General features: G+C 35.6%; 13 protein-coding genes. 1 reads left to right on the forward strand and 12 read right to left on the reverse strand.

Features of this window, described 5'->3' with window-relative positions; all coding sequences use genetic code 11:
- Positions 1 to 34 precede the first annotated feature (34 nt).
- The 11 genes from ABDJ41_RS12700 to ABDJ41_RS12750 all read right to left on the reverse strand — a co-directional run bounded on the left by ABDJ41_RS12700 (position 35) and on the right by ABDJ41_RS12750 (position 10,537).
- Positions 35 to 889: a 4-hydroxy-3-methylbut-2-enyl diphosphate reductase gene (locus tag ABDJ41_RS12700; RefSeq protein ID WP_349786401.1), complete on the reverse strand. Its 855-nt coding sequence runs from the start codon at positions 887 to 889 to the stop codon at positions 35 to 37.
- A 52-nt stretch (positions 890 to 941) separates the two neighbouring features.
- Complete coding sequence (locus ABDJ41_RS12705) at positions 942 to 1,919, reverse strand: glycosyltransferase family 2 protein (protein WP_349786402.1); 978 nt, start codon at positions 1,917 to 1,919, stop codon at positions 942 to 944.
- Between the two features lie 19 nt (positions 1,920 to 1,938).
- A complete protein-coding gene (locus ABDJ41_RS12710; protein ID WP_349786403.1) occupies positions 1,939 to 2,448 on the reverse strand; it encodes a phosphoribosyltransferase family protein in 510 nt (169 codons plus the stop codon).
- Between the two features lie 108 nt (positions 2,449 to 2,556).
- A complete protein-coding gene (locus ABDJ41_RS12715) occupies positions 2,557 to 2,964 on the reverse strand; it encodes a hypothetical protein (protein ID WP_349786404.1) in 408 nt (135 codons plus the stop codon).
- Between the two features lie 15 nt (positions 2,965 to 2,979).
- On the reverse strand, positions 2,980 to 4,428 hold the full coding sequence (gene rlmD / locus ABDJ41_RS12720) for a 23S rRNA (uracil(1939)-C(5))-methyltransferase RlmD (RefSeq protein ID WP_349786405.1): 1,449 nt from the start codon (positions 4,426 to 4,428) through the stop codon (positions 2,980 to 2,982).
- 91 nt (positions 4,429 to 4,519) lie between these two features.
- Positions 4,520 to 4,702, reverse strand: coding sequence for a hypothetical protein (locus ABDJ41_RS12725; RefSeq protein WP_349786406.1), 183 nt, complete (start codon positions 4,700 to 4,702; stop codon positions 4,520 to 4,522).
- 43 nt (positions 4,703 to 4,745) lie between these two features.
- Entirely contained in the window at positions 4,746 to 5,321 is a 576-nt protein-coding gene (locus ABDJ41_RS12730; RefSeq protein ID WP_084289076.1) for a TetR/AcrR family transcriptional regulator, read from the reverse strand.
- Positions 5,321 to 5,734, reverse strand: coding sequence for a Rieske (2Fe-2S) protein (locus ABDJ41_RS12735; protein WP_349786407.1), 414 nt, complete (start codon positions 5,732 to 5,734; stop codon positions 5,321 to 5,323). Before ABDJ41_RS12735 ends, ABDJ41_RS12730 begins: the two co-directional genes overlap by 1 nt.
- Complete coding sequence (gene pheS / locus ABDJ41_RS12740; RefSeq protein ID WP_349786408.1) at positions 5,734 to 6,771, reverse strand: phenylalanine--tRNA ligase subunit alpha; 1,038 nt, start codon at positions 6,769 to 6,771, stop codon at positions 5,734 to 5,736. Before pheS ends, ABDJ41_RS12735 begins: the two co-directional genes overlap by 1 nt.
- Positions 6,772 to 6,798: 27 nt before the next feature.
- Entirely contained in the window at positions 6,799 to 7,986 is a 1,188-nt protein-coding gene (kbl, locus tag ABDJ41_RS12745) for a glycine C-acetyltransferase (protein ID WP_349786409.1), read from the reverse strand.
- A 70-nt stretch (positions 7,987 to 8,056) separates the two neighbouring features.
- Complete coding sequence (locus ABDJ41_RS12750; RefSeq protein ID WP_349786410.1) at positions 8,057 to 10,537, reverse strand: DUF5686 family protein; 2,481 nt, start codon at positions 10,535 to 10,537, stop codon at positions 8,057 to 8,059.
- Between the two features lie 334 nt (positions 10,538 to 10,871).
- Here ABDJ41_RS12750 and ABDJ41_RS12755 point away from each other — a divergent pair, with 334 nt between their 5' ends.
- The gene (locus tag ABDJ41_RS12755) at positions 10,872 to 13,316 is read left to right on the forward strand and encodes a DUF5686 and carboxypeptidase regulatory-like domain-containing protein (RefSeq protein ID WP_349786411.1); all 2,445 of its coding nucleotides are present in this window, start codon (positions 10,872 to 10,874) and stop codon (positions 13,314 to 13,316) included.
- A gap of 77 nt (positions 13,317 to 13,393) precedes the next feature.
- Here ABDJ41_RS12755 and ABDJ41_RS12760 read toward each other — a convergent pair whose 3' ends face one another.
- Positions 13,394 to 14,581 carry a C1 family peptidase gene (locus tag ABDJ41_RS12760; protein ID WP_349786412.1) on the reverse strand — a complete coding sequence of 396 codons (1,188 nt, stop codon included), beginning with the start codon at positions 14,579 to 14,581 and terminating at the stop codon, positions 13,394 to 13,396.
- Between the last annotated feature and the right edge of the window lie 36 nt (positions 14,582 to 14,617).

Raw genomic sequence — 14,617 nt, forward strand, 5'->3', positions numbered from 1 at the left:
AGGAATAATTACTTTTCAATGATGATCTATTTTTTTAATATGACAACAACTCCGCCTTTACTTGCTCCATTAACCACATCGGGGTAGATGTAGCTCCGCAAATACCCACCTTATCATTCGGAGAGAACCAATTCTTATCAATTTCTTCAATATTTGAGATAAAGTAAGATTGATCATTGTATTTTTTGCACACATCGTATAACACTTTCCCATTGGAAGATTTCTTTCCGGACACAAACAGAACTTTATCATAATTTGCCACGAATCTCTCAAGATCAGTATACCTATTAGAAACCTGCCTGCAAATTGTATCATTGGCATTCACTTCATACCCTCTGGCAATCAGCTCATTCTTAATTTCATAAAATCTATCAGTACTTTTTGTCGTCTGACTATATAAAGTAAACTTAGCCGGAAGTTCTACATTATCCAATTCAGTTATATCCTGAAAAACGATGGCCTTCCCATCTGTTTGTCCTTGCAGACCGATAACTTCTGCATGCCCATGTTTTCCAAAAATCAAAATCTGCTCATCATCATCATGAGAATTCTTTATCCTGTTCTGTAGCTTCAATACAACCGGACATGAAGCATCAATCAGTGTCAGTTCATTTTCAAGTGCAAGCTGGTAAGTTGATGGTGCTTCCCCATGGGCACGAATAAGCACTTTTTCCTTATGTAAATTATCTAGCTGTTCATGATCAATGATGCGAAGCCCCTTATCAGTTAAGCGTTTCACCTCCTCATCATTGTGCACAATATCACCAAGACAATACAAATAGTCTTCATGATCTAATATATTCTCTGCCATATCAATTGCATAAACCACTCCGAAACAAAAACCAGAGGCTTTATCAATTGTTACAGCTAAATCATAATTTTCAGGCATATTCTCTTTTATTGAACACCTGCAAAATTACGCAAAATCTGTATGATATCTATTACTTAGATTTAATTGATGTCAGGATTCTCCTTACAATAGCACGAAGCATCAGTACAAATAGAAAAAGCATTTGTAAAGGGTGGTACAATAAACCGTACAAAGGGTTTTGTGAGGTCATAAATGCAATCATTAACCGGGACATAAAAATGAGTCCGACAGGAAGTGTCAACAGAACTGGTTCAAAAATAATCAACACAGCCAGTGTGCCGGGAACAAGAAGTAATACGTAGATTAATGCGGCGATACTATTATTAGAAAAATACATTAACAGCCCCTTGGAAAAATTCTTTAAATCTACCTGAGTAATTTCATTTTGTATAAACTTATTCGCCAGTAAAACTTCAGCTTTGAACTGTTGTTGTTTAGCCTGTTTTACAATCTCTGTTGCCGCAGGTAATACATCACTTATCTTTTCATTCCAAATCATCTGCCTATAATATTCCGCATCAAAAAACAAACAATCATTACTCCCCGCAGCAAAAACAAGGCTATTGCTTAAACGTACTAACCTTAAAGGAAAGAGATTAAGCAGCAGGAAATCATTAATGGGATATGCACATTGAGCTAAAAACCCGGATGCATTATAAGTAGGAATAAGGCTTAAAACAGCCAGATTAAAAACTTTAGTTCTAAAAATCAGATTATTTAGTAATCCCTGGTGTATGGTTATTCCTGGCGTGATGAATAAATAATAGTCGCCGGTAGCCTGCTCGATGAGCTTAGCGATACTCTCGTCCCGCTGTACAATTACCTCAACATTTTTGTACTCCTGGTTATCTATTGAATTAAACAGGTCACTTACATCAATTTGCGAATCAGAAGATAAAACAATTATGGAAACTTTATCAGTAAAGTGTTTGCCATAATACCCCAATTTAGGGTTTGAAAGGAAATTGAATAGGGTAACGCAAAATCTAAGCGTAAGAAATAATAGTACGACAGACACAAACATCATCATAACATTCATATCTGCCATAGGTATTACATTTAATATTTTAACTTAAATAAACTCGATCTTCTTCACCATCCACATCCATAATCACATCCACATGCTCCTTTAATACTGTAGCCATTTTCAGGCCTACATAATCCGTAGCAATAGGGAATATCTTATGGCTTCGATCTACCAGCACTACAGTTCTGATCTTCTTATGCGGTGTATTTAAAAACACACCTAAACCATAAGCTAGTGTTTTACCACTGTTCAAAACATCGTCAACAATAATGATGACTTGATTTTTCCAATGTTCTTCTCCTAAATCAGTACTGGCAACAAGTTTACTATTCTTTCTATCCAGCTCTACCTTTAGCATGGTAATTTTCAGATCAGAAATTTCAGACAGTACTGTCTTCAATCTCAGCGCCAGCTTATAACCTCTATCCCAGATTCCTGCAAGTACAATTTCTTTTTCAGTAAGGTTATCCTCTAATATCTGATAAGCAATCCTGTTTATTTTCTGCTGTATCTGCTGTTTATCAAGAATGAGTAATTGAGATGTTGCCATTATTTGCCGTGTTTTATGCTACAAAAAGAACGATTTTAAGGGTCAAATTCAAATATTTATAAATATTTATCAATCTTGAAACCTTTCTCTCTTAGCGATGACTGATCATTAGTTTTTTTTAACTTTATAAGGGTAGTAAATAAAATTGGCTCCTTCGGGCACAATTACAAATACACACATAAAATCTTCTGGTTTTTTATAGCTTTTTAAAAACAGAACTTTCTTTTCCGGAGTTATTATTCCTTTCTCTACAAATTCTTCAAAGGTTGAAGCTTGTATGGTCCATTCAGTATTTAACTCTTTTCTATCCAAAATCACCTCACCGATACTTACGGTGTGTTGATGAGCAATAAAAATAGGATTCTCTGAAATACCTTCAACAATAATCTCCATAGCAATCTCCTTTATTGAGTCTGCATATAGTTCCAAATCCTTTTCCAGACTTACCAATGGACTTTTACTTTGTTGCTCCTTACCGCCCTCTGGCTGTTGCGGCATTAATTCCTCTATATCCATCAAAAAACCTTATAGTTAATTACCTGTAAATTTCAGAAGCACTACATTTTCTACATGTTGAGTATGTGGGAACATATCAACAGGTTTAATTCGTACTACTTCATATTTTTCTTTTAACAAAGCCAGGTCACGTGCCTGGGTTGCAGCATTACAACTTACATATACAATTTTTTCTGTTTCCATCTCCAACAAACGTTCTACAACATCAGCATGCATACCAGCTCTTGGTGGATCTGTGATCACCACATCAGGTTTCCCATGCTCAGCAATAAATTCCCTGGTCAGGATGTCTTTCATATCCCCTGCATAAAAAATTGCATTATCTATTCCATTAAGATTAGAATTAAATTTAGCATCTTCAATCGCCGTAGGTACGTACTCAATTCCTACTACTTGTTTTACACTACGAGCTACAAAATTGGCAATTGTACCAGCCCCAGTATATAAATCATATACCAGCTCATCTCCGGTAAACCCTGCAAACTCTTTAGTAATCTTATACAATTCGTGAGCCTGATCTGAATTGGTTTGATAGAATGATTTTGCACCAATCTTAAACTTCAAGCCTTCCATTTCTTCGAAAATATGGTCTCTTCCTGCATAAGTAATTACCTCCTGATCAAAAATAGTGTCGTTCTTCTTTTGATTTTCGATATATAACAATGCAGTAATTTCAGGGAAGCGATTTTTTAGATGCTCCATCATTGCATCAATCTGCTCTTGCTCTATATAAGCAAAAACTACAACTACCATAATTTCACCAGTTGATGAAGTACGGATAATCAGGTTACGCAAATTTCCCTCATGATTACGCAGATCATAAAATGTTAAGCCATGTTGCAAAGCATATTCTCTAACATCATTTCTGATACTGTTAGATGGCTCCGCTTGTAAATAGCAGTGTTGAATATCTAATATCTTATCAAATCGTAATGGCACATGAAAACCTAACGCATTCATATCCATACTGGCACTAGGGCTTTCACCTTCAGAACTTTCCACCTTTTCAGGCATATCTTCTTTATTCAGCCAACGTTTATTAGAAAAAGTATATTCCAGTTTATTCCTGTAATATTTATTTTCGACCGAACCTAAAATCGGTTCCATTGAACTGGTATCAATTTTAGCAAGGCGCTGTAAAGCTGCCTCTACATTCTTCTGCTTAAATTTTAACTGAGCATCATATTCCATCTGCTGCCATTTGCAGCCTCCACAAGTACCAAAATGCTGACAAAAAGGATCAGTTCTTAATTCTGATTTTTTATGCAGGTTTTCAATTACAGCTTCCGCAAAGTTCTTTTTCTTTTTTATGATACGTACATCCGCAATATCACCCGGAACGGCTTTTTCAACGAAAATCACCAGCTCATCCGCCTTACCAACCCCTTTACCTTCTTCGGCAATATCTATAATACTTAAATCAGGAATGATGGTTACCACTCCAGCTTTTCTATTTCTACTCATTATGGGGCGAATTTAAGTTTTTTTTCAGACATAAAGCTTTCTTCCAGACATTTTGGGATGCCTGTTACTGAAGAAATTAATGTATCAAATGCTACCTGCCAAAAATTCTAAGTATAAAACCCAAAACACCGTCAGCCGATTCAAATTTCACATCAAACTTCTCATCTACTAATACAGAAATTTCTAAAATCTCGTTACTCATTGCTATAAAAGATGATAATACAACAAAGATAACGTCTTTTATACCAAATACCGAAACGGTATAAGTTAACATTATGTAAAATAAACGACCTATTTCAATGCTTTAGCTGAATAACTTATAAAGCAGCTTTTACTAAAAATGGAAGTAATTCTTTCTGGAAACTCACAAAATTCTTGCGTACATCAGAATCACTAACTGAGGTAAAGGCAAAAGAAAATACAATGTTTTTACTTGCTTTAAGCAAAAATGCCAGCCCTTCTCTACGTGATGGATGATTTTTAAAGTGATCAAGTTCCAGATAAGCAGAAAGCAAAAGGGATTCCAGCTGATCAGATAAATGCTTCAAAAACTCTTGTGAATTTGCATTCTCCCTAACGAAATCCCAACCAATAAACTCATTACAAACTGTATAAGTTAATCTGCAAGTTTTCATAACCAATGCCTTAAGGTGTTCTTCCTCATCAGCAAACTGAGCTTTATTTTTTAGTATCTCATGCAAGTTCAAATCCAGGTAATCCATTAAAATGGCATCCAGAATTTGCTCTTTACTCTCAAAATACTTGTATATGGTAGCTTTAGCTATCCTGGCTTTCCTGGCTATCTCATTCACACTTGTTTTGTGATAACCATACTTCCTGAACAACTCTTTAGCGGCTCTGACTATACTTTCTTTTATTTTTTCTGGTTCCATTAATTGGTTACATAAATTGTATTTCCTGCTACAGTTACCTGATACTCTTTTAGTGATAACACCGCAGGTGCTTTTGCCGGACTTCCGTCTTCTAAAAGGTATTTTGCTCCAGAGCATTTATCCGTCACCGTAAAAGACGGTTCATCTAACTCCACAGCACATTGTTTTTCCGGATTCACTGTGCTGCATCTGTCGTATGCTTTATAACCACCGCTAAGTGTACGGTAGATTACAATACCTGCAACTCCATAATTATTCACTATTGCTGCACCTCCCGGACTACTCAATCTGATTAACCCAGGATCGGTAAGTTGCCTACTAAGATTAACCGCCACATTAGGGATATTCAAGTTTTCTTTACCACATCCGAACAACAAGAATACCAACAGAAATATGCCGGAACAAAATTTCATTATATTAACGAAGTCTTATACTGTTTTAAGAACTTGGCATCATTTTCTGAGAATAAGCGCAGATCTTTAATTTCAAATTTAAGATTTGCAATCCTTTCAATCCCCATTCCAAATGCAAAACCACTATATTTTTTGCTATCGATATTGCAATTTTCCAAAACATTTGGATCAACCATACCGCAGCCTAATATCTCAACCCATCCACTTTGCTTACACATCTGGCAACCTGCACCTTTACAAATGGTACAAGAAATATCCATCTCTGCTGAAGGCTCTGTAAAAGGGAAATAAGATGGACGGAAACGTACTTTAGTACCTTCACCATACAATTCCTGCACAAAATAAAACAAGGTTTGCTTTAAATCAGCGAAAGACACATTCTCATCCACATAAAGGCCTTCAACCTGATGAAAAAAACAATGTGCTCTGGCCGAGATCGCCTCATTTCTATATACCCTACCCGGCATGATTGCTCTGAAAGGAGGTTTACCTTCTTCCATCATCCTTACTTGAACTGAAGAAGTATGTGTCCGTAATGCGATATCACCTTTCTCACCACCTTTTTTAATAAAGAAAGTATCCTGCATGTCACGAGCAGGATGTTCTTCAGGGAAATTCAATGCCGAGAAATTATGCCAGTCATCTTCAATTTCTGGCCCCTCCGCAACAATAAAACCAAGCTTATTAAAAATCTCAATAATCTCTCTCCTAACCAATGCCAAAGGATGACGTGAACCTACCTCAAACCCTTCACCAGGTAAAGTCAGATCCAGATCAGCACCTTTAGAAGTATCAGTTACTTCAGCCTGATCTTTCAGTCCTTGATATTTGGCTTCTGCCAATTGTTTAAATTCGTTTAAAACCTTCCCGAGAACTCTTTTCTCCTCAGGCGAAACAGCTTTAAATTCATCAAAAACATCTTTTATAATCCCTTTTGTTCCAAGGAATTTTATACGAAACTGTTCTAATTCATCAGCACTGTCTGTCGAGAATGCGTTTATTTCTGTGGTATATTGTGTTATCTTATCTTGTAACATGGGGCAAATATACAGCTTTTCTATAATTTATATTACGCCTAAAGCTTTACCTACCTTAGTAAATGCAGCAATTGCCTTATCCAAGTGATGTTGTTCATGTGCTGCAGAAAGCTGAACCCGGATTCTAGCCTTTCCTTGTCCCACAACAGGGTAATAAAAACCAATTACATAAATTCCCTCTTCCAGCATTTTAGCGGCAAATTCCTGTGCAAGTTTCGCATCGTATAACATCACTGGAACAATTGGATGAGTCCCAGTCTTGATGTCAAAACCTGCTTCCGTCATCTTCTCACGGAAGTATTGGGTATTTTTTTCTAATTTATCTCTTAATTCTGTAGTCTCACTTAACATGTCCAATACCGCAACAGAAGCACCTGCAATAGCCGGAGCCAATGTATTGGAGAATAAATACGGCCTAGAACGCTGCCTAAGCATATCAATAATTTCTTTTCTTCCAGATGTAAAGCCACCAGATGCGCCTCCTAATGCTTTACCTAAAGTACCTGTAATGATATCAACGCGATTCATTACATTAAAATGCTCATGTGTTCCACGCCCAGTTTTCCCAACAAAACCTGTACAGTGCGATTCATCAATCATCACCAATGCTTCGTATTTATCAGCCAAATCACAAATCTGATCCAGGGGAGCTACTACACCATCCATAGAAAAAGCACCATCAGTAACAATGATACGATGTCTGGCATCTTTTGCTGCAATCAGTTGTCTTTCCAGATCAACCATATCAGCGTTTTTATATCTGAAACGTTGCGCTTTACATAAACGTACACCATCAATAATTGATGCATGATTTAGTTCATCAGAAATAATCGCATCCTGATCATTAAATAAAGGTTCAAAAACACCACCATTAGCATCAAAAGCTGCCGCATACAATATTGTATCTTCCGTACCTAAAAAATTGGAAAGTTTCTCTTCCAGCTCTTTGTGTATATCTTGTGTTCCACAAATGAAGCGGACAGATGACATCCCATAACCATATTTATCAATTGCCTTTTTTGCGGCTTCAATTACACGTGAATCTGAAGATAATCCAAGATAATTATTTGCACAAAAATTAATAACCTCCTGACCAGTACTTACCTTAATCTCGGCACCTTGTGGAGTTACAATAATGCGTTCACGCTTAAATAATCCATCTTTCTCTATTTGATCAAGCTCCTGAATCAGAACTGGCTGTAATGTTTTATACATACGAAATATAATTTTATATGTCAAAGTTATACAATTCTGATGTTGTGATGGTAAGCTAAATCAGGAATATTTAGAAATCTACATGGATTTTAGCGCGTATTCCTGATCTCGTGACATTAGGCTGGTTTAGGTAACTAAATCTCATAACATAATCTACACGCAACAATTTAAAGATATTACCTATTCCCAAACTCCCCTCCATATATGGTGCATTACCCAAGGCAAATGAAGTCTGAGCACCATCATTATTAGTAGCAAAACGATATAAATCAGTATTATTCTCTGGCTTATTCTTATAAGTAATACCACCATAAAGCACCTTTAAAGAAGCCATTTCTCTTAATTGCAATCTCTTAATCAAAGGAATTTTGTTCAAAATCACCCCATTTAATGAATGATCAATATTAATACTGGCATACCTGTCGCTCATAAATTCCATGAAGTTCATCAAATTATATGATTGATTCTGATATGAATAGGTCTGATTGGCACGATGAATTGCCAGTAATGGAAAAGGGACTTTTCCAAATACCATTCCACCTTCCATTGTAATATCCGAATAACCAAACGGAGCAACAAACAATCTTTTAAAGATATGAAGAGAAACATTCTGATAATTATAATCACCTTTCAAAAATCCCTTAACACCTGCTGAAGCTCTAAGTGTAAAGATCGGATAACCATTTTTTATTGGCCTACGGAATCTTTTCCCTTGATAAAACTGTTCATTTGGTGCCCAACGCAATTCTGAAGTAAACTCAGACAAATTAAGTCTATCTACAGGGTCAAGAGCTGAAACCGGTTGAAAAACCAATCCACCTGTAGGATCCAGCTCCTGGTTTCTATATCCTAAACGGAACGAAATATGGCTTTCCAACTCTCTGAAATATTCTCCACTCCATTTTCTATTGTACAACCATTTATCATTAACTCCCCTTTTAAAAGAAAGCAAGAAATTATCATCTTCAATAAAGTTCAGATCCTGACCAGGAATCTGTGTTTCGTAACTATGTTTAACGGTAAAACTATGTATTGGAAAATGTAAAGGTCCTTCAGGCTTAAATGAATAAGCTGCACTTATGGCATACTTCCACTTTTTATCCTTCATACCCCGGGCAACATGACCTTCCAAAACAACTTTATCACTAAAATCAATATTGGTCCGCGCACTTAATCTTATTCTTGTTCCCTCTATCTGATTAAAACTATAAAAAGAACCTACCGGACCTATATCAATAGGACCTGCTTTTTGATAACCTGTTAAAACCAAAGCACTAATTGCAGCCATACGTTTAAATTTCGGCGATTTTTTTAAGCTATCGATATTATTATAAGCATTCTGTTCCAGTGATGTTAGACCCTCCGGCCGTTCAAACGTTTTATCTACTTTATTCTTTGATAAAACCGGATTTTGCGTTGGAAACACAAAGTTCTTTGGTGTAAACCTGTAATCAGTAGTAAGAAGCGTTCTGCTTCCAAATAAATTATATTTATCTTTAAAGAGGCCCAGCCCCATATCAGTTACACTTTTAGCGATATAGTATTTCCCCTCTTCATCTTTTTTATAAATAATGTTTACTTCAAAATCATTCACGAAATTAAGATTTACATCCTCATTCAGAGTCAGTGTAACATCGGCTACAGCATAATCTCCGTTAAGAGGAATACGCATTTCACCCATAAACAACTGATCTTGTTTATTTCGAGGACTAAACATTAAGCGAACTACATTGGGCTTTACATCTTTCAGGGTATCTGCTATGAAATATTTATATAATTCAGGTGCTAATGAAGCAATAGGACTTAAAAACCTTTGACTCCCTATACCAATATCATTATCATAAATATCTACATGCTGATAAATCTGGGTTAAATACTCATCAATACCTTCTTCATCAAAATACTGATCAATACGTGATTGCTTTTCGCCCAAAACCTGGTTACGATCATTCTCACTATTTTTTGTTTCCAGGCACAAGCTTAGCCTTTCCCGCATAAATAATGGTATCAATGCTTTTCCCTGGCGTTTTAGAGAGTCAGCTGTCCTAAGAAGAAATGGGAATTTACGGATAATAGAAGAACTACGAAGCTGATCACGCTTCATACTCAATGAAAGATTAAGCTTTTCATACTGCTTATAAACCACATCATTATTCTGTTGCTTTCTATTTTTATCCCTATTGGCTATAACATTCCTAATAAGCTCTACCGCCGGATTATTTTTATTGCTATATCTTTTCGTTTTTCTTGCAGCTGTGATATTTACATTATTAAGTGTATTAAAAGTTTCGTCCAATTCAATAGTCAACTGATAATCACCTTTTTTTGGTAAAAAATAATTAAAAGTTTTATAGCCAATTGCAGAAAAAGTAATCATACTGACCTGTTTATTGGTGAAAATTTTGAAATTACCATCTCCACTAGAAAATGTTTTAGCTTTAATTTCAGGAAGCGTAATCGTAACTGCAGGAATAGGTTGCCGGGTCTGCTTATCAATAATTTTGCCTTTAACTGTAGTTTGCGATTTCACTGAAAATGCGATAAAATTCATCAAAATCAATGAAAAAGCGATCTTAAGAAAAAAACACATGTATAAACTATGTTTTCTGACACATAAAGCATTTATCAGTAAGAAACAAAGGATTGTAATTAGAAAAACCATAAACTTTAACCACCATAATAACGAAACAGCCTACATCAAACCCCTGCTATACACCTGAAATACAGTTATGTAATTTTCTGCAAAGATAAAAAGGTTTTTCCGTATTCTTTAAGAAGATATAATAAAAACTCTTATTATTACTTAAAATACCCATATATGGGTATTTTTGGCTAAAGAATTGTTAACCTCTATTTGCTGCTAACGATTCCTAACTCTAAATTACATGAAGCATATTTTTATTGGACTCTTCCTATTTCTCAATATATTCAGTAGTTCTGCACAGCAATCAACACTCAGTGGTTCAATTAAAGATACTGACGGAACTGCTATTCCATTCGTTTCTATTTACATAGAAAACACTACTATTGGCACATCAGCTAATGTTGATGGGATTTATACATTAAAAATTCAAAATGGGACCTATACCATCGTTTATAAAACGATTGGCTATAAGGCTTTAGAAAAAAACGTTAAAATCACGGGCGATACATCTATTGATGTTATCCTACAACCTGAAAGCTATACACTTGCAGCAGTAAATATTGTTGGCAATGGAGAAGATCCTGCTTACGAAGTCATCAGACAGGCTATCAAAAAGAGAAAGGAACATTTAAACGAGGTTAATGCATTTACCGCCGATGTATATGTTAAAGGAGTTCAAAAACTTGTCGGCGCTCCAAAAAAACTATTTCGCAAAAATATACAGAGGATACTGGATGTAGATACCAATGGGAAGGGGATTATTTATTTATCTGAGTCCACCTCTCGCTTCTCCTATCAACGTCCGAATCTTATTCACGAAGAGATGGTCTCCTCCAAAGTTGCAGGACATAATAGTGCTTTTAGCTTTAATAAGGCCTCAGATCTAACTATCAATTTTTACGACAACATCTTACTGGAAAACAAATTTAGCTCCCGCGGCTTTGTGTCACCAATTTCAGATAATGCCTTACGGTATTACCGATATAAGTTATTAGGTACAAGTACAGACAACGGAGAAACCATACATAAAATTCAAATCATTCCACGTAGAGAGAATGACCCCGTATTTAGAGGGCTTATTTATATAAAAGAAGATAGCTGGCATCTGGTTAATGCGAATGTATTTCTGACAAAAAACACAGGTATAAACTTATTGGATACACTGAATATTTCTCAACAATTTTTAAAAACCGACGAGACTTACATGCCATCAAGTATCAATGTTCAGTTCAATGGGGACGTGATAGGCTTTAAATTTGAAGGCTATTATGTAGGAGTTTATTCAAATTATAACCTTCAGCCCAATTTCCCGAAAAAACATTTCAATGGAGAAGTTTTAAAAATCAACAAAGCTGTTAACGAAAAAGACTCCTTATTCTGGCTTAATAACAGACCTATCCCCCTTACTACTGAAGAACAAAGAGATTATAAAAGAAAAGACAGCATAGAGGTAGTAAAAACATCTAAGCACTATCTTGATTCTGTAGAAAGGGAAAGCAACAAAATTGGTGCTTTTGGCCTGATTACAGGCTTTACCATCAAAAAATATGAGACTCGTCGCCGTTATCAATTCGAGCCATTATATAAATCAATACTGTATAATACCGTAGAAGGCTTTGCCATTAAACCCGCCATCACTTATACCAAAGACCTTGGAGAACGTCGTTTTTATGATATCAGAGCCGAAGTTAGGTATGGCTTTTCTAATAAATTGCTTACAGGAAACATCAGTTCTAATTACTATTACAGGCCAGACAAACGCGCAAACATTAGCTTTAGCGCTGGTTCTGGTATCTATGATTTAAACAACTATGGTTCAATGAGCCAATTTGGTAACTCTACCAACTCCTTATTCTTTGAAACCAACTTCTCTAAGTTTTACAAGAAGGAGTTTATTAATCTGGGTACAACAAGGGAGCTAAGCAATGGATTACAAGCAAGGATTAAAGGAAGTTATGCACGTAATACCAATCTTAAAAACACTTCTACTTTTAAGTTCAGAGATCTTGAAGATGAACACTTCACTTCCAACAACCCATTTACTCCAGATTCAGAAACACCATTGTTTCCAACATACGAAGCTTTAACCATCACTGCAGGCTTAAATTATACCTTTGGCCAGACCTATATCACCAGACCCAATGGAAAATTTTACCAGCCTAGCAGATATCCTGTCATTGATTTGACATATAGAAAAGGAATAAAAGGAGTTCTGAGCAGTGATGTTGATTATGATTTAGTTTCATTGGAAGTATCGCAAAATAAAATTAGTGCGGGGCTATGGGGTTACTTTTCTTTCATTGTAGGTGCAGGTAAATTCCTGAATTCGTCTCAAATCTATTATCCTGACGCGAAACATTTCACAGGTAACAATTCTTTATTCTCCCTTCCCGAGCTACCAAAATTCTTATTCCTGGACTTCTACTTGTTTAGTACAGACAAAGAATATGTTGAAGCACATTTTGAGCATAACTTCTCTGGTTTCTTCACCAATAAAGTACCATTTCTACGTAAGTTGAAATTAGAAGAGATTGTCGGAGCAAGCTATTTGAGTCAGCCAATAAAAAGAAATTATACAGAATTCTATTTTGGCTTTCAAAGATTGATTTTCAGAGCGGCCTACGGTTTTGCTTATGATGGCAGCAAAAGGGTAAATCATGGCTTCAGACTATCTTATGGCTTTTAAACAAATTGCATAAAATAAGACATAAAAAAAATGGAGCCCTTTTGGAACTCCATTTTTTTACAATTTGAAATAGCTTCTTATTTAATCGCCATTTTTTTGCGTAAATCCGAAGGGATTCCGTTTTTGTGCAATAAGAATGCTGTTGTTTTATATTTAACAAAGTTCTTAGTTACATATAAATATCCTTTATAATCGTTAGATACACCCCAAGAGTTTTTAACGATATAATACTCTTTTCCTGCCTGATCTTTAGCGATACCAGTAATTTGCATACCATGATCATCAGTAGTTTCGTAATTATCGAAAGCTGCCTGACGCATTTCTACAGTAATTTCTTTCTCTGCTTTTGGTCCGTTGAACATTGTTTTTTTCTCATCAATGCTCATACTTTCGAAATCTTTTGCAGGAACATAAGCAACACCATTTTTCCAGCTAAAACCTTTTTCACTTACATCAGAAGCCCATGCAACAGTAAATCCTTTTTTTATTGCATGATCAATAATGTTAGTGATATCATCCATTTGAACATTATAAACCTGATCAAATGACCAGTTATCAGGCACCATTAAAACAGCTTTTTCATAATAAGGGCTGCTGGTGAAAGATCCTAACTCTACATAATCAGCAGGGTTAATTCCAACGACCTCTTTAGCAAAGGTTTTCGGTGTATATTCTTTACCTTCATAAGTGAATTTCTCTGGAACAGCACCCATACACGAATCAATGGTAGCAATGTATCTATCTTTCCAGGTTGGATCAAATTTACCCTCAACAGCTTTTTTCAAGATAGCTTCTGTTAGTTTATTCATCCTTTCAGAAGAACCTGGACTACCATAGTCATTACCATTATAAGCTTCTTGTGGCATAGCACCATATTTTGCTAACATGTTAGTTACATCATGACATGCACCACCATCACCTAAAGTAAGAGCACCATGCATACGTACATAATTAATACCTTTTTCAATATAAGTGTTACGGGCAGTAAATAATTCAGCTAAATCAACGGGTTTCTTACCCATACGAATCATTTCAGATTCAAGGAAGGAGTTTGTACAGTAACTCCAGCAAGTACCTGATGATTTCTGATTTTTCACTGAAGTAGCTTCAGCATTTATTACAGGAGTGAAAGTAAAACTTGTTGCGCTATTAGCACTTTGGTTATTTTTAAGCGCATTAACAAGATTGTCTTGTGCAAATCCAGCAGTTGTACCTAACAATAAGCCGGCAGACAACCACAATGATTTCATTGAAATTTTAGTCATTTTATGTTTAATAAAATTAGTTAGTATATTATTTCT

This window comes from Pedobacter sp. ASV1-7, from assembly GCF_040203335.1.
In the GTDB taxonomy this organism is placed as follows: Bacteria; Bacteroidota; Bacteroidia; order Sphingobacteriales; family Sphingobacteriaceae; genus Pedobacter.

Bases quoted from the DNA above. Each gene is read 5' to 3' on its own strand.
- ABDJ41_RS12700 (WP_349786401.1), bottom strand. From the start codon at position 889: ATGCCTGAAAATTATGATTTAGCTGTAACAATTGATAAAGCCTCTGGT.
- ABDJ41_RS12705 (WP_349786402.1), bottom strand. From the start codon at position 1,919: ATGGCAGATATGAATGTTATGATGATGTTTGTGTCTGTCGTACTATTA.
- ABDJ41_RS12710 (WP_349786403.1), bottom strand. From the start codon at position 2,448: ATGGCAACATCTCAATTACTCATTCTTGATAAACAGCAGATACAGCAG.
- ABDJ41_RS12715 (WP_349786404.1), bottom strand. From the start codon at position 2,964: ATGGATATAGAGGAATTAATGCCGCAACAGCCAGAGGGCGGTAAGGAG.
- rlmD (WP_349786405.1), bottom strand. From the start codon at position 4,428: ATGAGTAGAAATAGAAAAGCTGGAGTGGTAACCATCATTCCTGATTTA.
- ABDJ41_RS12725 (WP_349786406.1), bottom strand. From the start codon at position 4,702: ATGTTAACTTATACCGTTTCGGTATTTGGTATAAAAGACGTTATCTTT.
- ABDJ41_RS12730 (WP_084289076.1), bottom strand. From the start codon at position 5,321: ATGGAACCAGAAAAAATAAAAGAAAGTATAGTCAGAGCCGCTAAAGAG.
- ABDJ41_RS12735 (WP_349786407.1), bottom strand. From the start codon at position 5,734: ATGAAATTTTGTTCCGGCATATTTCTGTTGGTATTCTTGTTGTTCGGA.
- pheS (WP_349786408.1), bottom strand. From the start codon at position 6,771: ATGTTACAAGATAAGATAACACAATATACCACAGAAATAAACGCATTC.
- kbl (WP_349786409.1), bottom strand. From the start codon at position 7,986: ATGTATAAAACATTACAGCCAGTTCTGATTCAGGAGCTTGATCAAATA.
- ABDJ41_RS12750 (WP_349786410.1), bottom strand. From the start codon at position 10,537: ATGAATTTTATCGCATTTTCAGTGAAATCGCAAACTACAGTTAAAGGC.
- ABDJ41_RS12755 (WP_349786411.1), top strand. From the start codon at position 10,872: ATGAAGCATATTTTTATTGGACTCTTCCTATTTCTCAATATATTCAGT.
- ABDJ41_RS12760 (WP_349786412.1), bottom strand. From the start codon at position 14,581: ATGACTAAAATTTCAATGAAATCATTGTGGTTGTCTGCCGGCTTATTG.